The following is a 21,770-nucleotide window of genomic DNA, read 5'->3' on the forward strand; positions in this document are numbered from 1 at the left end:
ATTGGACATTTTGACCCTCGAACGGCACTACCGCCACGGGGCACCTTCTCGCAAAATTGGATTATTTCCACCGAAATTTGCGGGATGGGAGCCCAAAATGCTTGATCGCCGTTCGCTACTTATCGCCGGAACATCCTCGCTAGCGAGCATTATGTTGCCTCGCGTGCCGGGAAGCGAAAATGCCTTCCTGCTGCCGTTCGCGCCCACCGCGGCCTATGCCGACGAAGAAGACCCCTTCAAGGTCCTGGTGCTCTCGCGCACCATGTTTGGTGTGGTTGTGATCGACGTCGCCAACAAGAATATGCCCATCAAGGGAGCCCAGGTCACGCTCGCGTCGCGTTATGCCGCGGGCAAGCAGCTCTCCGCCACTACCGACGACGAGGGCACGGCCATCTTTGAGGTCGCGCCTCTTTCGGAAGGCTACGTGGACGAGGCAACGCTTCTCGACGCGTACGACTTTAACGGCGGCATCTCCATTAGCATGGCGGGCTACCGTGATGTCGAGATTCCCCTTGCGCGTATCCAGGGCGGCACCGCCATAACCGCGCCCACGCGTCCGCTTTCCGACGGCGAGCCGTACTTCCGCCAGCTCACATTCGACGAATGGGACATCCAGTACGCTGAAGCCACGTTCATGACATTGCCGAAGGACGACACGGCAAACGAGCAGCCCGATACGCACGCCTTTACCGTGCAGGCACATCTGCCACAGGGTGGACAGGCAACGCTGCGCATCAACAAAGTGACGCCTGCCGCGGGCAGCTCACCCGAAACCTTCACGCAGATTGGCCAAGTCAAGGCCAGCGCATCGGGTGCGGATAATCTGGCAACGTTCACGCTTGAAGACACGTTCCTTGATGCAGCTTCGGGCCTTCTGGAAGAAGGGTGCAAGCTGCGCTTTGTCCTCGACTACCAGGGCAAAACCTACACGCTCTCATCCCCTATGGCCGTTGTTACCGCGCCGGCGGCAAAGGCGGAATCCGGATCGACCACTATCGTCCCCACTACCATGGACCAAGAGATCACTCCGTTTGATTTCCCCGCGGCGTTTCCCGGCATCGGCGGCAATAAGTTCACGTGTTGGATGCCCTCGTTCCCCATTTTGTTCGATTTCTCGTTTGCCGGGTACGTACTGTTTGGCGGAGGATACAAACCAGCCAGCTATATGAACGATTCGGGCAACCCTGATCCTGAATACTGGAAGAAGTCACCGCGTGAGTCGGGCGCCAAGCAGGCAAACCGCTACCTCGACGAGATGGAGGGGAAGTGGAATCAGTACAAGAGCATGAGTGCCGGTTCGGGCACCGATCCAAGAAACACCAAGCTCCTTCGCCACCATTGCACGCTGCTATTCACGATGGATATCGCAACACAGGTGTACGGCTCGCTCGCCTACGATTGGGTGGGCAAAACCTGGGGTAACAACAACGACCCCGCATACGGCAATATTAAGGCCCTCTTCCAGGTAAGAACCGACCTCAATTGGACAGAACAGTTTACCCTAGGACCGGTGCCGTTTTTCCTAAACGTCAACCCCTGGGTGCTGGCGAAGCTGGCGCTCGCCGTGGGTGCCCACACGCACGGCAGCGGCGCGGCGTTTTTCAAGAACATTTCGCTCGACTATTCAAACACCTCGGGCTCATTCACTATCCAGATCGGGCTTGCCGTCACCTTTGGCGCCGGCGTTGCAGGCGTCGCCTCGTCTGCCGTGCGTGGCGCCGCATCCCTCACCCTGTTCATTGGGTACGAGAAGGCGGACGGGCACCAGCTTCCGCGGCTGCGCGTGGGTGCAGACGTCGATGTCGATGTGATACTCCAGTTCGTAATGTTCAAGTGGACCACCAAGGCTTGGTCGGGGTCGTGGCCCACACTCCTCGATTTGTGGAATATGTCGGTGAACAATGGCAACCAGTATGTGCTCCAGCGCTCTGAGCTCGCATTGGGTGGAGATACGCCTTACACGCTGGATGCCCGCTTCGGCTCGGCCGGCAACATCGAGGCGGGCGGCGTGCCGCAATTTATCGCATCGGCCACCATCGTCACCAACGCCGAGCTGCTCGCACGCGCCGAGGTTAAGGCCGCTGTCGTAAACGTCGCGCCCGTCGTGCGCGATTGGGATCAAGCGGTCACGCGCATTGAGCTCGAGGCGGATGCAGAAAGCGACGACACAGGACAGATCGAGCATTTCGTCCATGCACTGATAGAGAACGACGAAAACGCCGCGACGATGTATAAGTACACCTATATCGGGCAGGCGAAGGACGCCGCTGCGGACCCCAACGCCAATTCTGCTGGTGTATCGGAAGACGAGCGTGGCGGCATCAAGCCCTCGAGCGACAACGTGCTGTTTGCTGGCGTGCTCAGCGAAGCCCACATGAAGCTGGCAATGATTGCCGGCGTAGAATGCCTGTTCCGTATCGCCTCGGTGCGCTACGGCGACAATGGTCGCTCGCGCCTGGTGGTACACACAAAGGCAAACGGAACGTGGTCCGCTCCCACGCCTGTGGACTTTCCCCTTGGGTTTGGCGAGGGCGACGTGGAGCGCGACAGCATATACGATTACGACTTCGACGTAGTGGAATATACGGACGGAAGAGGAAACCAGGACGCCTACGTGCTGCTGGTCTCGGGCGAGCGCCCCGCCGGCGACAACACCCTTTTCGATACGGCGAGCACATCCGGCATACTGTCCGTTGTGCGCCTGCGCATAAGCAACGACGGAGTTCGCGTGATATCGCACACGTCGTGGCGCAGCATCTCGCGCGGCCGCCTTCAGGAGGATGGCTACCATTGCCTGCAGTGCCCACGCATCACGGTGGGCAAGACACTTGTCGACGGGCGCCTGTCGGGCGCCTACCTCCACCGCCGCGGAACCACCGCAGAAAAGACGCTCGGCAGCGAGGCTGAGGTTGCGCTGGAGTGCTTTACCCTATGGTCGGACGTTTCGGGCGACAGCCTGACGTTCCGCCAAGTTCTCCGCTTTCCGCAAGCACCGTCGAGCATCGAGCTGGGTGAGCCCGAGAATATCAACGGCAAAATGGTGGTGCCCGTTGCATACGAGACCGCAGACGGTTGCGGCTGCGCATCGTACGCCGTGATCGGCCAGTCCATCGCGGGCTGGGGCGTTATGTCGCCAGATGCCACAGTACCCCACGCGGTGCCGTGGCCGCAGCACACGGGCTTTTTGGCAACTGTCAACGAGCAGCTGCAGCATGTTACGTGGACGCGAGGCGCATCGGCATTTGCAACGCAGCCCGTGGGTGCCGCAGGCTGTGGCCCGGCATCGTTTAGCGTAAGCAACAACGGCAGGTGCGTGCTCTATGTAGAGAACACCGATGGCAAGGTGGGACAAACCTACGACGAAGAAGGCAACCCGGTTGCAGTGATGGGCAAGCACTTCCGCATCTTCGCCAGCACCTTGGCGGGCGATCTGTTCACGGAGCCGTTTGTGATGTGCGAGCTGGACCATCCCGTCGATCAGATAACGACGTTTTTGACGTCGGGAGGCATGCTCTCCGCACTCGCCACGCACATTGTGAGCGCGGAGAAGAGCGAGGCAGAGCTGCACGGCATCGAAGTGCCCTTGGTGGCGTGTGCCACTCCGACGGGCGCGGTCGCTACCTCGGGCGCGGTGGTGCCCGGAGCAGCAGGCGAATCCTTCATGGTCACGGTGCGAAACGACGGCAACACCTTACTGACCGCCGGCACGATCGATCTGTACCGAGAGGGCTCCAGCCAGCCGTTCTCCAGCGCATCCATCGGATTCGGAGTGAACGCACGCATGGCTTCGATCTACGATCCAGAGCTTGCCGAGGACGCTTCGGCCAACGGCATGGCACACGTGAAGTACGCACTCGAAACGCTGGGCACACGTTTTGCAACGCACCCGCTGGTAGCCGACAACGGCAACGCCGTGCTGGCACCGGGTTGCACGGCACAGTTCCGCATGAGCTTCGCCATTCCCGAGAGTTGGAGCGACGAAGTGGGCAAACGCGTAACGCTGTATGCGAAGGCGCGTAATCTGGTGGCGCTCGATCCCGTAACGCTCGAGGAAATTCGACCGGGCGCGAACTCGGCGCTGGGTGCCGTACTGCACGAGCTTCATGTGCCCGACGCGTCATGCGAACGCTCAGAAGTTCAGGTCGGCGTATGCGACAGCGCGGATACGACAGGACTTCACGACGCCCCGATGACCGTGGACGGCGATGGCGGCTCGAGCGGCGGCGGTACTGACAAGGGCGGCGGCTCCGGCGGAAGGAGCTCCGGCAGTGGCAAGGACCACAGCAATAACAAGCGCTCCGGAAAAGCGGGCGCGCTCGCTGGCACGGGCGATGTCAATGCTCCCCTTACGGCAGCCGCTACAGCACTCGCCGCGGCAGGCGCCGGCCTCATCGCCTACAGCGCCCGCCGCACGGCGCTCGAAAAAGACACCGCCAATGAGGTCAATTCGGATAGGTCTCGCTAGCTCCTAGTTACTTTTGTGAGAGACGCCGACTCGGCTCATCGAACACCAAAAGGGGCTGGCCCCGATAACTCGGAGCCAGCCCTGAGTCGCCTGACATGGGAATCGCAACCCGCTACTTGAGCTTCAATGCCTCCATCATGGGCGCGGCGGCGTCCCAATCGATCTTCCAGCCAATCGACACGCGGACGGTCTCGCCCGTCGCGGGAGCCGTCGCAAACAGCGTATGGCCGTTGTCGGGACCGGTAAAGCGCAGCCACGTTATGCCGTTGTACTCGACCTGGTCGGTTGTTGTCTCCTTGCCTTCGTAGACCTGCTCTAGGCTTGCAACCTCTTCCTCCGGCGAGCGCGGGAAGATGCTGATGTTCAGGCGTCCTCCAGTCTCGTCGTGGAAGAAGTTTGCCTTTTCGCGCTCTTCGTCGGACGAATCCAGCGTGTACCCATCGGCGGCCTCGATGCTGTACGATGCGCAGTCGATGCCCGTTAAATCTGCCTTCTCGCCAGAATCGGCCACGCCGCCGGCCGCCTTGAACTCCTTGGTCTCGCATCCCGTGGTGTCAAAGTGCATGGCCTCATGATTCTTGGCGGGGGCATAAGCGTCTACGAACTCGACAGTGATGGGCCCGTAGTACGCCGTCTTGGGCGCCCAGAAATACACGTACTCAACGGTCTCGCCCGGGCCGATATCTGGCCTCTCGGAAAGGTCGATGCCCTCGTGCAGCTCATCGGGAGCCTCGCTTGCAACGTAGTCGAGCACGGCCGCCTTGCCGGAAGTAAACAACGGGTCGCCTGCCTCAAGATCGCCCTGGGCAGCATGCACGTTAAAGGAACTGAACGTCCTGTTCTTTGTGTTGTTGTTGGTGATCTTGATGTGCAGGTAAAAGCCGTCCTGCAGCTTGGCATCGCCGCGATAGAACGTACCGTGAGCCACCGACTCATAGGTAATGCCTGCCACCTCGACCGTCTGCGAATCATAGGCCCTGGGCTTTTCCTGCACAGGCGCGCTGCCGCCCGAACCGCCAGGCGAGCCGCTCGGAGCACTACCGCCACAGCCGGCCACTGTACACGCCAGCACGGCCGAAAGCGTCACGGTGGGAATTCCTAACAGCAGTTTCTTTGTCATGGGCCTCATCATTCTCACCGCTCCTTTCGGCTTGCAGCTCATCCATTGCCCGAGTCCCAAGTCGACCCTGTGGCATCGGCTTCCACTATGAGCGTATGACGAAACACGGCGCCGGCGAAGTGACCCGTGGCCCAAATAACGACCCACCAGCGTTCCTTATGGGCCAAAAGAACTCGCACATGCACGCCCCCGGCCCATAAAACGAGACGTCTGTCCCAATGTTCGATTCGATCCAACAATCCGCACGACACGTTTTCGACAACGTATCCAACCGCAAACGCAGCAAGACGCATTCGGCCGCCTTCAAATTTACTCGGGCAGAACCGACTCGGTTTTGTCCGAGTAAACTCGAGCATAAACTGATCCATGCGATACAATTAACTCGGACAAAACCGAGTCGGAAGGAACCGAGTAAGTGGAATTTATTGGCAGGGAGCGTGAGCTCGCCCGTATTAAGAAAACGCTCAAAGCACCCGAGCAGCGCAATGTTCTCATTTACGGCAGGCGTCGCGTCGGAAAAAGTGAGCTCATCAAGCAGGCGCTAACCGATTTGTCGGACGTCGCAACGGTCTATTACGAGTGCCGCCAAACCTCCGAGGCAGACAACCTCGAGAGTCTGTCCGTCCTTGTTGCTGAAGCGCTGAGCTTTCCTCCGCTCGCCTTCACAGGCATCCGCGAGCTCATCGAATTTCTGTTTGCCCAAGCTAAAGACAAGAACATTACCCTCGTTCTCGACGAATACCCCTACTTGAGAGATGCGGTTAAAGGCTTAGACAGCATTCTTCAGACCTCAATCGACGCCCACAGGGAAGACTCACGTTTAAACATTGTCCTGTGCGGCTCCTACGTTGAGATTATGAAATCCCTCATCGAGCATGAAAGCCCCCTCTACGGGCGAATTGATCTCGCACTTGAGCTTAAGCCCATGGATTACTTTGACGCTGCGAAGTTCTATCCCGCGTTCTCGCCCGAGGACAAGGTGCGGCTCTATAGCGTTTTTGGCGGCATCCCCTTTTACAATCGCCTCATCGATCAATCCCAAAGCGTACGCGACAACATCATCGAGCTCGTCACGGAACCTGGCGCCCGCTTAGAAAGCGAGGTGCCGTCCTATCTCAACGCCGAGATCTCGAAGATGACCAACGCCAACGAAGTTTTCGGGGCTCTCGCACAAGGTTACTCCCGTTGGGGGGACGTGCTGGCACAGTCGCACGTCTCGAGCGGTCCGGCCATGGCAGACGTGCTCGACAAGCTCATGTCACTCGAAATCGTCCAAAAGCGTGCACCCATCAACGACCCTACGAACAAGCGCAAGTCTGGCTACTTTGTAGTGGATCCGCTTTCGCTCTTTTACTATCGCTATGTTTTCCGCAATGCCTCAGCACGTCAGCTGCTCGACCCGGAAGTCTTCTATGATCGTCACGTCTCCCAAGACTTCGAGGAAAACTACGTTCCTCATATGTTCGAGGAGATCTGCCGTCAATACCTCGTGCGGCAGAACAGGACCGGCAAGATCGAACCGGCTTTCGACGCCATAGGCAAGTACTGGTACGACGATCCCGCAAACAAAACGAGCGGCGAATTCGATGTGGTAACGCAAGACCCCGAGGGCTACGCATTCTACGAAGCAAAGTTCCGCAAATCCCCCGTCACGCAAAAAATGGTCGACGAGGAAATCACCCAAGTCGAGGCAACGGGGCTCAAGTGCCATCGCTATGGATTCTTCTCCCGTTCGGGCTTCGAAGCTGGCGAAAGCGATCGAACCGTCTTCATCGACCTGCCGCAGATGTTTGGATAGGACAGGACAGGTCCCTCCCGCATTCCAAGCATTCATTATCTAATCGAACGATTGTTCGATGGATTTCGTGTTGGTTGGAATCGTCTGTGGGCTGGGCTATGCTACCTTGACTATCTATATGACTTAAACGCAGCAAAGGAGCACCGAGAGAGCGAGTATGGCAAAAAACACCGCAAACTATGGTAACGACAGTATCCGCCAGCTCAAGGACGAGGAGCGCGTACGCCTGCGCCCCGCCGTCATCTTTGGCTCGGACGGGCTCGACGGCTGCGCACATGCCGCCTTCGAGATCCTGTCCAACGCCGTTGACGAGGCGCGCCAGGGCTACGGCAAGCTCATCACCCTTACCGCCTTTCGCGATGGCTCCATTCAGGTAGAGGACAATGGCCGTGGCTGCCCGCTCGACTGGAACCCTTCCGAGAAGCGTTTTAACTGGGAGCTCGTCTTTTGCGAACTCTACGCCGGCGGCAAGTATAACAACAACCAGGGCGGCGACTACGATTTCTCGCTCGGCACCAACGGCCTGGGCTCCTGTGCGACTCAGTACGCCTCCGAGTACATGGACGTCACGGTTTGGCGCGACGGCAACAAGTACTCCCTGCACTTTAAGAAGGGCAAGGTCGTCGGCGCCAAAAAGAAGGCGCTCGAGATTGAGCCCAGCGACGAGAACCGCACCGGTACCACCATCAAGTGGCGTCCCGATCTTGAGGTCTTTACCTCCATCAGTATCCCCCACGATTGGTATCGCGAGACCATGCGCCGTCAGGCCGTGGTCAACGCCAACGTGACCTTCCGCCTGCACATCGAGGGCGACGATGGTGAGTTTTCCGAAGAGGATTTTTGCTATCCCAAGGGCATCGAGGACTACGTGCTCGAGAAGGTCGGTACCGACTACCTTACCGAGCCCTTCTTTATCGAGGCCGACCGTCGCGGTCGCGATCGCGAGGACCTGCCCGATTACAACGTAAAAATCACCGCATGCATGTGCTTCTCGCGCACCTTCATGATGCAGGAGTACTACCACAACTCATCGTGGCTCGAGAACGGCGGTTCGCCCGAGAAGGCCGCCCGCAGCGCTTTGACCAGCGCCATCGATGCCTACATTAAGCAACAGGGCAAATACAACAAAAACGAGAGCGGCATTAAGTGGCAGGACGTCCAGGACTGTCTGGTACTAGTGACCAACTGCTTCTCCACCCAGACGTCTTACGAAAACCAGACTAAGAAGGCCATCAACAACCGCTTTATCCAGCAGGCCATGACTGCCTTCTTTAAGGAGCGCCTCTCGACCTACTTGATCGAGAACAAGGACGCCGCCAATAAGATTATGGAGCAGGTGCTCATCAACAAGCGTTCACGCGAGAATGCCGAGAAGACGCGCCAGAGCATCAAGACCAACCTGCAGCAGAAGACCGATATGGCCAACCGCGTGCAGAAGTTCATCGACTGCCGCTCCAAGGACAAGAACCGTCGCGAGATCTACATCGTAGAGGGCGACTCGGCAGCAGGCGCCATTCGCACCTCGCGCGATGCCGAATTCCAGGGCGTCATGCCCGTCCGAGGTAAGATCCTCAACTGCCTGAAGGAGGATTATCCGCGCATCTTTAAGTCCGACATCATCATGGACCTTATGCGCGTGCTGGGCTGCGGTGTGGAGATCAAGGACAAGCGCATCAAGAACCTGGGCGCCTTTGACCTGGACAACCTCAACTGGAACAAGGTCATCATCTGTACGGACGCCGACGTCGACGGTTATCACATCCGCACGCTCGTGCTCACCATGCTCTATCGCCTGGTGCCCACGCTTATCGACGAGGGCTACGTGTATATCGCCGAGTCGCCGCTCTACGAGATCAACTGCAAAGAGAAGACCTACTTTGCCTACACCGAGCTCGAGAAGAACGGCATCCTTAAGGAGATCGGCGACCAAAAGTGCTCGATCAACCGCTCCAAGGGTCTTGGTGAGAACGATCCGGACATGATGTGGCTCACCACCATGAACCCCGAGACGCGCCGCCTGATCAAGGTGGAGCCCGAGGACGTCACCAAGATGGAAACCATGTTCAACCTTTTGCTTGGCAACGACGAGGCAGGCCGCAAGCGCCATATCTCCGAGCACGGCAAGGAATACCTGGACCAGCTGGACCTGCAGTAGCAGCAAATCGATAACGACGGCCCATAAGAAGTTCAAGAGGAAATCGTGGCAAAGAAGAAGACGAAGAACCAGCCAAAGAAAAAGCAGGTCAACGCCGAAAACGTCATCGGCCTGCACTCCGAGGTCACCGACCAGCCGATCACGCAGACGCTCGAGGTCAACTACATGCCCTACGCCATGAGCGTCAACGTCTCGCGTGCGTTCCCCGAGATCGACGGCTTTAAGCCCTCGCACCGCAAGCTGCTCTACACCATGTACAAGATGGGTCTGCTCAAGGGCGAGCGCCAGAAGAGCGCCAACATCGTGGGGCAAACCATGAAGCTCAACCCGCACGGCGATGCCGCGATCTACGAGACGATGGTGCGCCTGGCGACGGGCAACGAGGCACTGCTTGCGCCCTTCGTGGAGTCGAAGGGCAACTTTGGCAAGTACTATTCGGGCGATCTGAGCTACGCCGCCTCGCGTTATACCGAGGCCAAGCTCTCCCCCATCAGCGCCGAGATCTTCAAGGACATCGACAAGGACCCGGTCGACTTTGTCGACAGCTACGACGGCGCCATGAAGGAGCCGCGTTTGCTGCCCACCACGTTCCCCAACATCCTTGTCTCGGCCAACAAGGGCATCGGCGTCGCCATGGCGTCCGACATCTGCGGTTTCAACCTCAACGAGGTCTGCACCGCCACCATGCACTACCTGCAGGATCCCGACTGCGACCTGCTCGAGTACATGCCCATGCCCGACTTCTCGACCGGCGGCGAAATTATCTACCGCCGCGAGGAGATGGAAAAGATTATCGAGACCGGCCTTGGCAGCTTCCAGATCCGCTCCCGCTGGCGCTGGATTCCCGAAGAGCGCATCATCGAGGTCTACGAGATCCCCTACACCACCAAGACCGATGTCATCATCGAACGCATCGTCAAGCTCTCCAAAGAGGGCAAGGTCAAGGAGATCGCCGATATCCGCGATGAGACCGACCTCTCGGGTCTGCGTATCGCCATCGACCTTAAGCGCGGCGTCGACCCCGACAAGCTCATGGCCAAGCTCTATCGCTCGACCACGCTGCAGGATTCGTTCTCGTGCAACTTCAACGTGCTCGTCGACGGCTATCCCCGTGTTATGGGCGTGCGCCAGATTCTGCACGAGTGGGTCAAGTGGCGTATTGAGTCCACGCGCCGCCGCATTAACTTTGACCTGGGCAAAAAGTCCGAGCGCCTGCACCTGCTGCACGGCCTTGAGGCAATTCTGCTCGACATCGACAAGGCCATCGCCATCATCCGCGGCACCAAGCTCGAAGCCGAGGTCGTGCCCAATCTTATGAAGGGTTTCGACATCGACGAGACCCAGGCCGAGTTTGTTGCCGAGCTCAAGCTTCGCAACATCAACGAGGAGTACATCCTCAACCGCACCAAGGACATTGCAAAGCTTGAGGGCGAAATTGCCGAGCTGGAGGAGATTCTCTCGAGCGAAGACAACATCAAGAAGGTCATCAGCGACGAGTTGGCCGCGGTCAACAAGAAATATGTGATGCCGCGTCGCACGGGCAGGATCGAGCCCCATGAGGTCATCGAGGTGAGCTTGGAACCCGAGGTCGAGGAGTACCCGGTCACCATCATGCTCTCGCGCGATGGCTACCTTAAGAAGATGACGGACCGCGTACTCAAGAAGGCGACCACGCTCAAGTACAAGGACGGCGACAAACCCTTTATCGAGTTCCCGTCCTCCAACACCCACGAGCTGCTGGTCTTTACCAACAAGAGCCAGGTGTACAAGTGCAAGGTTGCGGCGTTTGAGGACACCAAGTCGGCCCAGCTGGGCTCGTACCTGCCGACCGATCTTGAGATGGAACCCGACGAGGGTGTCATCTGGGTCATCGACCCCGAGGACTACAAGGCCGACGTGCTGTTTGTCTTTGAGAACGGTCGTGTGGTGCGCGTCGCACTTGCCGGATACGTTACCAAGACCAACCGCAAGCGCCTTAAGAACGCCATCTACGGCGGCAGCAAACTGCTGTATGCCCAGGTGCTCAAGGAAGATCGCGATATTGCACTGGTCTCGAGCGACTATCGCCTGATGAACTTCAACACGTCGTTGCTCAAGACCAAGACGACCACCAACACGCAGGGCGTCCAGGCCTTTACGGCTAAGAAGGGCCGCTCGGTCACCACCGTCGGCACAACCGAGGAGATTCTTGGCGCCGGCGTCTCGGCCGAGAAGTTCACCGCACAGAGCCTGCCTTCTGCCGGTGCCCTCATGAAGGAAAACGACATGCCGAGCCTGTTTGACTAGGTGCCACGGCAACGAGACCGTTAGATACTTCTCAAAGCGACGAGGCCCGGAACGCAACGGCATTGCGCCCGGGACTCGTCGTTTTTCTTCTCAACTATTTTTTAACGCAGATAAATTGATTTCTGCTTATTTTTCTGCGTAAAAAATGTCAGCGTCACTGCTTCGATGCCCATTGGTCAGTCGTTAGCAAAACTTGCAAAAGTTAGCAAAAGTTGCAAAAATTAGCAAAACTTGCAAAGGAGCTACCATGGAGTACAGCAAGAACCCCTTTACCCCAACATTTGGAAGCGTCCCTCCCTTTCTAGCGGGTCGCGAGCATATTCTGCGTGACATCAACCGTGGCTTTATCAACGGCCCGGGAGATCCAAACCTGTCGACTATTTTTACGGGCGCAAGGGGAACGGGCAAGACGGCGCTTCTCTCGCTCCTTTCAGAAACGGCGCTTGAACACGGCTGGATCGCAGCAAATGTCTCCGCCATGCCAGGCATGCTCGAAGATATTATCGAGCGAACCAAAGAAGCCGCAGATAGCTACCTCTCACAGCCTCACGCGCGCATAAACGGCGTTCAAATTGGTCCAGTGGGCATCGATTGGACATATGCTCAAGAGGCCCAGGGCAACTGGCGCACACGCATGAATGGCATCTTTAAGCAACTCGAAAAACATGACATCGGACTTCTCATCACCATCGATGAAGTCACCGTCGATCTCGAAGAAATGCTTCAATTTGCCTCTGTTTACCAGCACTTTGTACGCGAAGGTAAAAAAGTTGCCCTACTCATGGCAGGACTGCCCTACAAAGTATCGGCGTTGCTGCGTAACGATTCCGTCTCGTTCCTCAGGCGTTCCCAATATCATCAGTTGGGACGAATCACTGACGTTGAAATTGCAAACGCATTCCGCAAAACCGTTGAGGCCGGAGGCCGCTCAATCACGCCAGAAGCGCTCGAGGATGCCGTGAAGGCCGTCGACGGATTCCCCTACATGATGCAGCTCGTCGGATATCGCACATGGGATGTTTCGGAGAACTCGCCCAAAATCAGCGCACCTGATGTCCAGCAGGGTTCTCTGCTTGCCCGTATGGAGCTGCACGATCGAATTCTCGAAACGACCTATCGGGAGCTTTCCGATAAAGACATTGAGTTTTTGCTCGCGATGCTGCCCGATTCTGGCCCCAGCAGGGTCTCGGAGATAGCCAAACGCATGGGCGTTGCCAGCAACTATGCAAGCCAATATAAACGCCGTCTCCTCGAGGACGGCGTCATCGGGGAACGTGGACGTGGCCTCGTTGGCTTTGACATCCCCGCGTTCAGGGAGTTCCTGAGCGAGAAAGTCTCCTAGCACGCGGAGATTGTCCACAAGGGCAACGGTGCATGGCAATCAACGATTCACCCGGCAAGGACGGCAAGTACTTCCAATAACGCTGATTGCCATGCGCTCTTCTTGTTCTTAGGCGAGCTTGCGAGCGAGCTCTCGAACCTCTTCCAACTTGGGCGAGGATGCCATGCTGTCGCGCTCGGTCATACCGCTGATGGTGACAATGCCCAGGTCCTCCCACTTGCAGTACGCGCAGGTCGACTTGTACATAGCGATCGCCGCATCATAGACGCCCTCGCTGTGGCTATCGAGCAAAAGGGCCGTCTTGGTGAACGGGAAGCCCGTAGCACCGAAGGCGTACAGGCGGTCGATGGCGGCCTTCTCCTGCGCGGTGATATCGAACCAGTAGATAGGCGAGGCGAAGACGACCATATCTGCGTCTTTCAGCGACTCAATCACGTTGGCCATGTCATCCTTCTGCACGCAAGTGCCCTCGTGGGCGAAGCAATACTGACACCCCAGGCAACCAGCGATTTTCTTGCCGGCAACGCGGATGACCTCGACCGTATGGCCGGCCTCGCGCGCGGTCTCGGCAAACGCCTCGACCATGGTGTCGGTATTGGCGCCCTTACGCGGGCTACCACTCAATACAACGATATTCATAGGATTCCCTCTCCTTCATGCTGCAGGCGCGCAGCATGTTTTCTTGTAACCAAAACGAATGGAGTTAATCAATCGTCTCGTTTCAGCTACTCCCTCTCTTTAGAAGAATCGTTGCTGGAGACTTGGCATTAAATCAAGGCACGCCTTATTTCAGATACTCCTCAAAGAATGCCTTCAGCTTTCCAAACGGAATGATGTCCATCTGATCGTAAAGGTCGGTATGGCTGGCACCAGGGATAATGAGCAATTCCTTGTTGTCCCCGGTCAGCTTGCCGTACGCGGTTTCGCTGAAATAACGGGAGTGCGCCTTCTCGCCATGCACCAGCAGTACCGCAGAGCGAATTTCGCTGCTGTATTGCAAAATCGGCATATTCAGGAACGACAGCGAGGACGTCACATTCCAGCCACCGTTGGAGTTCAGGCTGCGGGGATGGTAGCCTCGCGGAGTTTTGTAGTAGGCGTAATAGTCCGCTAAAAACTGCGGCGCATCCTCCGGTAATGGATCGACCACGCCGCCCACCAGCGCATTGCTGCCGTTTTTATAGTCCTCGGTGCGCTGCGCGTTCAGCGCTTTCCGCTTTTCAAAGCGTGCCCGCTCGGAATCCTCGGCGTCAAAATAGCCGTTGGCGGTCACACGGGTCATGTCGTACATGGTCATAGCCGCGGTAGCTTTGATACGGGTGTCGATGGCCGCCGCATTGACCGCCATGCCGCCCCAACCGCAGATACCGATGATGCCGATACGCTCCGGGTCAACGCTTTCCTGCACAGAGAGGAAATCCACCGCTGCGCAGAAGTCCTCGGTGTTGATGTCCGGCGATGCTACATAGCGGGGCGTGCCGCCGCTCTCGCCGGTATAGGACGGGTCAAAGGCAATCGCGAAAAAGCCCAGCTCCGCCATCTTCTGCGCGTACAGACCGGAAGACTGCTCCTTCACAGCGCCAAACGGGCCACTGACGGCGATGGCGGGCAGCTTGCCTTCCGCGTTCTTAGGCACGTACACGTCGGCAGCCAGCGTGATGCCGTATCGGTTGTGGAAGGTCGCCTTGCTGTGCTCAACCTTGTCGCTTTTGGGGAACACCTTGTCCCATTCCTGCGTCAGTTTCAACTGCTCCATGCCTAAGCCTCCTTGTCAGCCGCTTTAAGGTATTGCTCGTCGTCCACGGCCTCCAACCACTCGTTGGAGGCCTCCTCGCCCGGAACCTCCACCGCGAGATGGGAGAACCAGCTGTCAGGCACCGCACCGTGCCAGTGCTTTACGCCCGCGGGAATATTTACTACATCGCCAGGGCACAGCTCTTGTGCCGGTTTGCCCCATTCCTGGTAAAGCCCTCGACCAGCCACGCAGACGAGGATCTGTCCCCCACCGCTTTTGGCGTGATGTGTGTGCCAGTTGTTGCGGCAGCCGGGCTCGAACGTAACGTTGTAAATGCCGACCTGTTCGGTGGAAAGGGGCGCGAGATAGCTTTGCCCGATAAAGTACTTCGCAAATGCGTCGTTGGGGGCACCGATGGGAAAGGCCATCTCGTTTTGATGCTGCGCCTTTGCGTCGGCAGCGTCTTCGTCCGCCCAGACCTCCTTCGCCATGCGGAAGGCCGCCCATGCCTTGGGCCATCCCGCGTAAAATGCCGCGTGCGTAAGGATTTCCGCTATCTCCGTCCTGGTCACGCCATTGTTCTTTGCGGACATCAGATGGTATTGGAACGAAGAGTCCGTCAGCCCCTGTGCCATCAAGGCAACCACCGTCACCACGCTGCGGTCTCGAAGGGAAAGCCCGTCTTCTCGGCTCCACACCTCGCCGAACAGCACATCGTCATTGAGCTGTGCAAATTTGGGGGCAAAGTCCCCCAGGGCATCTCTGCCTGCCGTTTGTTTAATTGCCATGATCGATTTCCTCTTGTCGATGGTTCTGGACACAAATCTCTTTCCGCGCAGCCAAGTTGCCCGCCTAGATTCCCATGCCTATTCGTCGCGCCTGCTCCAGAGCAGGATGCCCGGCGATATTACCCACGTCGTTCACGCCGCCGGCGAAAACCGTTCCGGCAAGCGTGCGCCTTTGGCGAAAATCCCTTGCGCTCCCAATTTATATTGACGAGAATGAAGGTAATACCTAAACCTAACTTTAGGTCAAGGAGTAAATTCGAGATTTGTCCGGAGGGACCATGTACACAATCGGACAGGTGGCGGAGATGTTCGATCTGCCCGTTTCCACGCTGCGTTATTACGACAAGCAGGGATTGTTCCCGGAATTGGAGCGGACGTCCGGCATTCGCCGATTCGGCGATACGGAACTCGAGGCGCTTCGGGTCATCGAATGCCTGAAGAAGGCCGGAATGGAGATCAAGGACATCCGGCTGTTCATGGAATGGTGTGCGGAGGGCCCATCGACATATCCCAAGCGCAAGGCCATGTTCGAGGAGCGGAAGACCCACATGGAGTCGGAGATCGCGAAGATGAACCGCGCGCTGGACATGTTGAAGTTCAAATGCTGGTACTACGAGCAGGCGATTCAGGATGGCAACGAGGATAGACTGAAGGCGCTGATTCCCGACAATTTGCCGGAAGAAATCAAAAGTACCTACGAAAACGCCCACACTCAATAATGCCGCCCGATGCTCAAGGGGCTTTGGCAAGGAATTGTTTTAGGCAGACATGCAAAAAGAAAGCCTCCGAACCAGAGGGTCCGGAGGCTGTTATTCCCGTTATTCCCATAGGCATAAGCGCATCTGTTCGCGATTGCCTATCGATGCTCTGCCTCGAGCGCGGCAGACACCGCATCGAGGAACTCCCGCACATGGTCTGCGGGGTGCGACGAATGAAGCAGCCCGTAAGACACGAGACAGTCCCAATCGGTAGGGACGGTTTTGAGCATGGGGTGGACGTTGGCCCACAACGGCAGCGTCGCAAGCGCGAGGTCCTCGTTCGCGCCGCGATTGAACACCTCCGCCCGATATTGCGGGAAGTCTACGAGCGCGATTTGAGGATGATGCAAGAGTATCTCGTCGCGCACGCGGTCGATTTCGGCGTTCCAGCCCCGGCGTATAAGCATAAGACTGTGATTGTGGAGGTCGTCGAATGTGACGATGTCGCGTTTGGCGAGTTCGCTGTCGACGGGAACGGCGCACCAGAGCGGCTCGCGCGAAAGCTCGAGGCCCAGGCACCCGCGCTCTTTAAGAAAGGCATCGTCGAAAATCCCCGCCACGATATCCATGTCTTGCCCGAGGTTCGCCAAACCGCGTGCCGCCGAGGGTGTGTTTTCAAACGTTACCACCTGAAGGCTCATGCCAGGGCAACGTTCCTTCACCTTCGGCCACAGCTTCGTGAGCGGCGTGCTGGGCGTCATGAGCGACACTCCCACGCGGATGATGCGCTTCTCTCCACGCTCGGCGACGCGGGCGCGTGCGATTGATTCTTGAGAGTACTGCACGATATGGCGGGCGTCGGCGAGCAGCGACCTGCCTGCTCGCGTAAGCGAAAGCCCCTGATGCGATCGGTGGAACAGCGTAAGGCCTAGCCGCGACTCCAGCAGGTTCATCTGCTTGATGACGGCCGTGGGCGTGATGAAGGACTCTTGTGCCGCCTTGGAGAAGCTGCCCGCCTCCGCCACGCGGATGAAAGTGTCAAGCTGTGGGTTGTACATCGATCCTCCTGTCACGCATTATGTGCCGTATATACCCCATGGTTATATCCATCATTCCAACGTGAACTTCTCGCACGTCAGCAAACGCCGTAGCATTGCATTCGAAAAGTCACCATTAAGGAGGAGACCATGGAGTATCTGAAGCTCAATAACGACGCAGAGATGCCCATCGAAGGTTTGGGCACCTTCCTCATGACCCCGGTCGAGGCCGAGGCGGCCGCAACCGCCGCGCTCGCGGCTGGCTACGAGCACATCGACACCGCCAACGCCTACATGAACGAGCGCGCCGTGGGCCGTGCCATCGCCAAGAGCGGCATCGCGCGCGACAAGATCTTCGTCTCCACCAAGCTCTGGCCGAGCGTCTACGACGCAGGCATGCCGGCGGTGGACGCCACGCTCCAGCGCCTGGGGCTCGACTACGTCGACATGCTCATCCTGCACCAGCCGGTAGGCGACTACCTGGCCGCGTGGCGCACGATGGAGGAGGCGTACCGCGCGGGCAAGGTGCGCGCCCTCGGCCTCTCCAACTTCCCGCAAGACAAGATCACCGAGGTCATCGAGGTCGCCGACATCATGCCGCAGCTCGTGACCGTTGAGTGCCACCCCTATCACGCCCAGCGCGACCTGCGCGCCTACCTCGCGCCGTACGGCACGGTGATCGAGGCGTGGTACCCGCTCGGCCACGGCGACAAAGGTCTTCTGGAGGAGCCCATCTTCGTCGCTCTCGCCGAGAAGTACGGCAAGACCCCGGCCCAGGTGATCCTGCGCTGGCACGTGCAGATGGGCACCTCCATCATCCCCGGCTCCAAGAACCCCGCCCACATCGCCGACAACGCGAACATCTTCGACTTCTCCCTCACCGAAGACGAGATGGCCGAGATTGCCAAGCTCGACGGGACCATGACCTACTACACCGCCACTGAGGAAGCACTCGAGGGCTACCTGGCCATACGCCCCGATTTCGACGCGCAGGAGTAGCGCTCAGACGATAACGGACCAACCAAGCCGCCGCCGAGGACCAGTCGGCTGTCGAGGACGAGCCCGCCGCAGTGCCCGCTGCAGACGGCAACGTCCTCGTGGCCTGCTACTCGGCACAGGGCCACACCGCTGTCGTAGCTCAGGCCATCGCCGACGAGCTCGGCGCCGATCTCTTTGAGGTGACGCCTAGAACCCGCGGATTATAACCCCGTGCGCACCCCAGCGTTATAGAACCCTCACCAACGGAAACTTCCGCCGGTACGGCGCCCCTCGTATGGTGGATACGTCAAGTTGTGAGAAAGGAAGGCACCATGGACTACATCACCTTGAACAACGGCGTCAGGATGCCGCAGCTCGGCTTCGGCGTGTACCAGATCCCGGACGCCGCGGAATGCCAGCGCGCCGTGGAGGACGCGCTCTCGGTCGGTTACCGGCTGCTCGACACGGCCGCGAGCTACGGCAACGAAGAGGCGGTCGGGGCCGCCATTCGTGCGAGCGGCCTGCCGCGCGACGAGGTGTTCGTGACGACCAAGCTGTGGATGTCGGATGTGAGCTACGAGGGGGCCAAGCGCGGCTTCGACGCGTCGCTCAAGCGGCTGGGGCTCGACTACGTCGACCTCCACCTCATCCATCAGCCGTTCGGCGACGTCTTCGGCGCGTGGCGCGCCATGGAGGAGCTCTACGAGCAGAGCGTTATCCGCGCCATAGGCACAGCTAACTTCTACCCCGATCACCTCGCAAACCTCATCTCGTTCAACCGCATCGCCCCCGCCGTGAACCAAGTCGAATGCAACGTGTTCTTCCAGCAGCGCGAGGCACAGGAGTACATGGCCGGCAAGGAGGTGGCCATGGAGGGCTGGGCGCCCTTTGCGGAGGGCAGAAACGACCTCTTCCGCAACGAGGTCCTCGCTCGCATCGGCGAGGCGCACGGCAAGACGGTCGCCCAGGTCGTGTTGCGCTGGCTGCTGCAGCGCGGTGTGGTCTGTATCCCTAAGAGCACGCACCGCGATCGCATGGAGCAAAACTTCGACGTCTTCGACTTCGCGCTGGGCGACGACGAGATGGTCGCCATCGCCGCGCTCGACACCGGGCGCAGCGCGTTCTTCGACCACCACGACCCCGCCACCATCGAATGGATGTCCGGGCTCGTGCGCAACGTGTAGACGAGCGGTCAGACCGCACTGATAACTTACTAGGAGGAATTGCCATGAACTCATTCACGTACGACTACCCGGTCAGGAACTACTTCGGCGAGGGGGCCATGGACCAGGCACTCGACGCCGAGATGGGTGCCATGGGCAAGACAGTGATGCTCGCCTACGGCGGAGGTTCGGTCAAGCGAACCGGCGTCTACGGCCACGTGGTCGATAGACTCACGAGCGCGGGCAAGCGCGTGGTGGACTTCGGCGGCATCATGCCCAACCCGACCTACGAAAAATGCCAGGAAGGCGCCGCGCTCGCACGCGAGGAGCAGGTCGACTTCATTCTCGCCGTCGGCGGCGGGTCGGTCTTCGACTGCTGCAAGGTAGTCTCCGCGCAGGCGATGCTTGACGAGGGCATCGAGACGTTCGAGCACGCCGACGGCAAGATGCCGAGCTCGTTCATCCCCATGGGCTGCATCGTAACGCTCTCCGGCACGGGCGCCGAGCAGAACAACGGCGCCGTCATCACCAACGAGGAGACGCACGTGAAGGGCGCCTATCTGGGGGCGATGCCCATGTGGGCGGCGCTCGACCCGGCGCTCACGCTCACCGTACCGCATGCGCAGTTCATGAGCGGCGCGTTCGACACGCTCTCGCACTGCATGGAGAGCTATTTCGGAAGCCCGCGCGGACGCAACGTCACCGACGACATCAACCTCGCCATCCAGCGTAACGTCATCCGCAACATGCGCGTCATCGCGGACGACGACCAGAACCTCGATGCCCGAAGCGAGCTCGTCTATGACTCCGCCATGGCCGAGAACGGCGTGCTCAAGATCGGCAAGTCAACGGACTTCCAGGCGCACATGATCCAGCACCAGTACGGCGCGTACACCCACACCAACCACGGAATGGGCCTCGCGGTCATCCACCCTGCGCTCTACCGCCACCTGGCCCCCGAGGCGCCCGCGCAGTTCGCCCGCTGGGCACGCGAGGTGTGGGACGTCGACGCCAAGGGCAAAGACGACCTTACGGTGGCGCTCGAGGGCATCGACCGCCTGCAGACGTTCATCGGCGAGATGGGGCTTCCCACGAGCTTCGCCGAGATGGGCTCCGACGCGTCCGACGAGACGCTGCACAAGGTTGCGGACACCTGCGTGCTCACCGGCGGCTGCGCCAAGAAACTGGAGCGCAGCGAGGTGTTCCAGATTCTGACCGAGTGCCTCTAGATCGGCGGTGGGTCCCGATCCGCCCGCGCCGAAGGAAACCGTACGACTCCGAGATGTCATCGTAATCGTAGGACCCGGCGAGCCCGCCGCGCCTGATGAATCCGTCGAAGTCGTCGTCGACGGCCCCCTGCTCGTCGAAGTAGGAGCGGTATTCGCCGAAGCTGAAGGGGAGGATGTGTACCTCCCCGTGGCGCCCTGTGAACAGGGTTGCCAGGTCCGAACTCAGGAGGAACGCGTTCGATCCCGTGAGGTAGATATCCCATCCGCCACGTGCGTGAATGCTGTTAATTGCTTTCTCGAAACCCTCGCACAGCTGCACCTTGTCGATGAAGAGACGGTTGCGGGTGCCCTCTTTGTGCCGCTCGATGATTTCGTGATACAGCGTGTGATACTCAAGCAGCGGCTCGTTGTCGAGGTCCAGCAGATCGATGTAGACGTTGTTGGAGGATGGGTCCCTCCGAGCAACGGAGGCGGAGAACGCCTTCATAAGCTCGGACCTACCAGAGCGGCGCATCCCCGTGATCACCTTGATGTCCCGGGTGCCCTCGAGCGCCCAAAGCCGCTCCATGTACGTATTGCGGTCGACCCAATCAATCATTAGCTCTTTCTCGGTTTCAAAACCGATAAGGAAATATGCGCAAGGGCGCGTCGGAGGGTAAGCCCCAGCCATGTCATGTCGGCAGAAGCCCTCGACCGGCGGCACGACGAAGTCGAAATAGCCCTCGATTTCCCGCGGGCCCTCTTCGAAATCTTGATGGTATATGCGACGCCGTAGAGCATCGGCAACGCGTTCTGCTATGCGCCGCCTTCGACATTGGAATCGCCCTTGCCCCGCACAGCAACGTAGCTCATAGACGGAACGATCAGGATGCTCGGCTTGTCAGGCGGTTTGCCCGTGATGTTGTAGTGCACCGTAAACGCTGATGGAGATGGCTGCGCGCGGGCACGGGCGCGCCACCGCACTTCACAGCTTGTT

Annotated in this window: 16 protein-coding genes and 1 pseudogene; 10 read left to right on the forward strand and 7 right to left on the reverse strand. The window is 58.9% G+C overall.

All coding sequences use genetic code 11. From position 1 onward, the window contains the following. The first annotated feature begins 151 nt into the window (after positions 1–151). Positions 152–4,465 (forward strand): hypothetical protein, encoded by a 4,314-nt coding sequence (locus PGW49_RS04575; protein ID WP_270225711.1) that lies wholly within the window; start codon positions 152–154, stop codon positions 4,463–4,465. Between the two features lie 112 nt (positions 4,466–4,577). Here PGW49_RS04575 and PGW49_RS04580 read toward each other — a convergent pair whose 3' ends face one another. Next, positions 4,578–5,594 carry a hypothetical protein gene (locus PGW49_RS04580; protein WP_161145419.1) on the reverse strand — a complete coding sequence of 339 codons (1,017 nt, stop codon included), beginning with the start codon at positions 5,592–5,594 and terminating at the stop codon, positions 4,578–4,580. A 406-nt stretch (positions 5,595–6,000) separates the two neighbouring features. On the opposite strand from PGW49_RS04580, the gene PGW49_RS04585 reads away from it, so the two are divergent. The 4 genes from PGW49_RS04585 to PGW49_RS04600 all read left to right on the forward strand — a co-directional run bounded on the left by PGW49_RS04585 (position 6,001) and on the right by PGW49_RS04600 (position 13,166). Then, positions 6,001–7,383 (forward strand): ATP-binding protein, encoded by a 1,383-nt coding sequence (locus tag PGW49_RS04585; RefSeq protein ID WP_195568534.1) that lies wholly within the window; start codon positions 6,001–6,003, stop codon positions 7,381–7,383. A gap of 157 nt (positions 7,384–7,540) precedes the next feature. Next, positions 7,541–9,538 carry a DNA gyrase/topoisomerase IV subunit B gene (locus tag PGW49_RS04590; protein WP_195568533.1) on the forward strand — a complete coding sequence of 666 codons (1,998 nt, stop codon included), beginning with the start codon at positions 7,541–7,543 and terminating at the stop codon, positions 9,536–9,538. Positions 9,539–9,583: 45 nt separating this feature from the next. Continuing rightward, the gene (locus tag PGW49_RS04595) at positions 9,584–11,824 is read left to right on the forward strand and encodes a DNA gyrase subunit A (RefSeq protein WP_195568531.1); all 2,241 of its coding nucleotides are present in this window, start codon (positions 9,584–9,586) and stop codon (positions 11,822–11,824) included. A 247-nt stretch (positions 11,825–12,071) separates the two neighbouring features. Then, on the forward strand, positions 12,072–13,166 hold the full coding sequence (locus PGW49_RS04600) for a P-loop NTPase family protein (protein WP_270225716.1): 1,095 nt from the start codon (positions 12,072–12,074) through the stop codon (positions 13,164–13,166). 108 nt (positions 13,167–13,274) lie between these two features. Here PGW49_RS04600 and PGW49_RS04605 read toward each other — a convergent pair whose 3' ends face one another. The 3 genes from PGW49_RS04605 to PGW49_RS04615 all read right to left on the reverse strand — a co-directional run bounded on the left by PGW49_RS04605 (position 13,275) and on the right by PGW49_RS04615 (position 15,722). Continuing rightward, complete coding sequence (locus tag PGW49_RS04605) at positions 13,275–13,805, reverse strand: flavodoxin family protein (RefSeq protein WP_022093910.1); 531 nt, start codon at positions 13,803–13,805, stop codon at positions 13,275–13,277. A 145-nt stretch (positions 13,806–13,950) separates the two neighbouring features. Continuing rightward, entirely contained in the window at positions 13,951–14,922 is a 972-nt protein-coding gene (locus PGW49_RS04610; protein ID WP_270225718.1) for an alpha/beta hydrolase, read from the reverse strand. 2 nt (positions 14,923–14,924) lie between these two features. Next, a complete protein-coding gene (locus PGW49_RS04615; RefSeq protein WP_270225720.1) occupies positions 14,925–15,722 on the reverse strand; it encodes a carboxymuconolactone decarboxylase family protein in 798 nt (265 codons plus the stop codon). 245 nt (positions 15,723–15,967) lie between these two features. On the opposite strand from PGW49_RS04615, the gene PGW49_RS04620 reads away from it, so the two are divergent. Then, positions 15,968–16,408 (forward strand): MerR family transcriptional regulator, encoded by a 441-nt coding sequence (locus PGW49_RS04620; protein WP_270225722.1) that lies wholly within the window; start codon positions 15,968–15,970, stop codon positions 16,406–16,408. A gap of 137 nt (positions 16,409–16,545) precedes the next feature. Here the strand turns inward: PGW49_RS04620 and PGW49_RS04625 are convergent, their stop codons facing one another. Next, on the reverse strand, positions 16,546–17,445 hold the full coding sequence (locus tag PGW49_RS04625) for a LysR family transcriptional regulator (protein WP_270225724.1): 900 nt from the start codon (positions 17,443–17,445) through the stop codon (positions 16,546–16,548). A gap of 129 nt (positions 17,446–17,574) precedes the next feature. Here PGW49_RS04625 and PGW49_RS04630 point away from each other — a divergent pair, with 129 nt between their 5' ends. From PGW49_RS04630 to PGW49_RS04645, 4 genes are all read left to right on the forward strand, one after another. Then, complete coding sequence (locus PGW49_RS04630) at positions 17,575–18,423, forward strand: aldo/keto reductase (protein WP_270225725.1); 849 nt, start codon at positions 17,575–17,577, stop codon at positions 18,421–18,423. A gap of 71 nt (positions 18,424–18,494) precedes the next feature. After that, on the forward strand, positions 18,495–18,629 hold the full coding sequence (locus tag PGW49_RS04635; protein ID WP_270225726.1) for a flavodoxin: 135 nt from the start codon (positions 18,495–18,497) through the stop codon (positions 18,627–18,629). 105 nt (positions 18,630–18,734) lie between these two features. After that, a complete protein-coding gene (locus tag PGW49_RS04640) occupies positions 18,735–19,586 on the forward strand; it encodes an aldo/keto reductase (protein ID WP_270225727.1) in 852 nt (283 codons plus the stop codon). A gap of 44 nt (positions 19,587–19,630) precedes the next feature. Then, positions 19,631–20,794, forward strand: coding sequence for an iron-containing alcohol dehydrogenase (locus PGW49_RS04645; protein ID WP_270225728.1), 1,164 nt, complete (start codon positions 19,631–19,633; stop codon positions 20,792–20,794). On the opposite strand, the gene PGW49_RS04650 is transcribed toward PGW49_RS04645, so the two are convergent. Both PGW49_RS04650 and PGW49_RS04655 read right to left on the reverse strand, forming a co-directional pair. Further along, entirely contained in the window at positions 20,727–21,392 is a 666-nt protein-coding gene (locus PGW49_RS04650) for an ATP-binding protein (RefSeq protein ID WP_270225729.1), read from the reverse strand. The genes PGW49_RS04645 and PGW49_RS04650 overlap by 68 nt on opposite strands. Positions 21,393–21,589: 197 nt before the next feature. After that, positions 21,590–21,770 (reverse strand): annotated as a pseudogene (locus tag PGW49_RS04655) (hypothetical protein); the annotation flags it as partial.

Origin of the sequence: Collinsella aerofaciens (assembly GCF_027679495.1) — a bacterium.
In the GTDB taxonomy this organism is placed as follows: domain Bacteria; phylum Actinomycetota; class Coriobacteriia; order Coriobacteriales; family Coriobacteriaceae; genus Collinsella; species Collinsella aerofaciens_AK.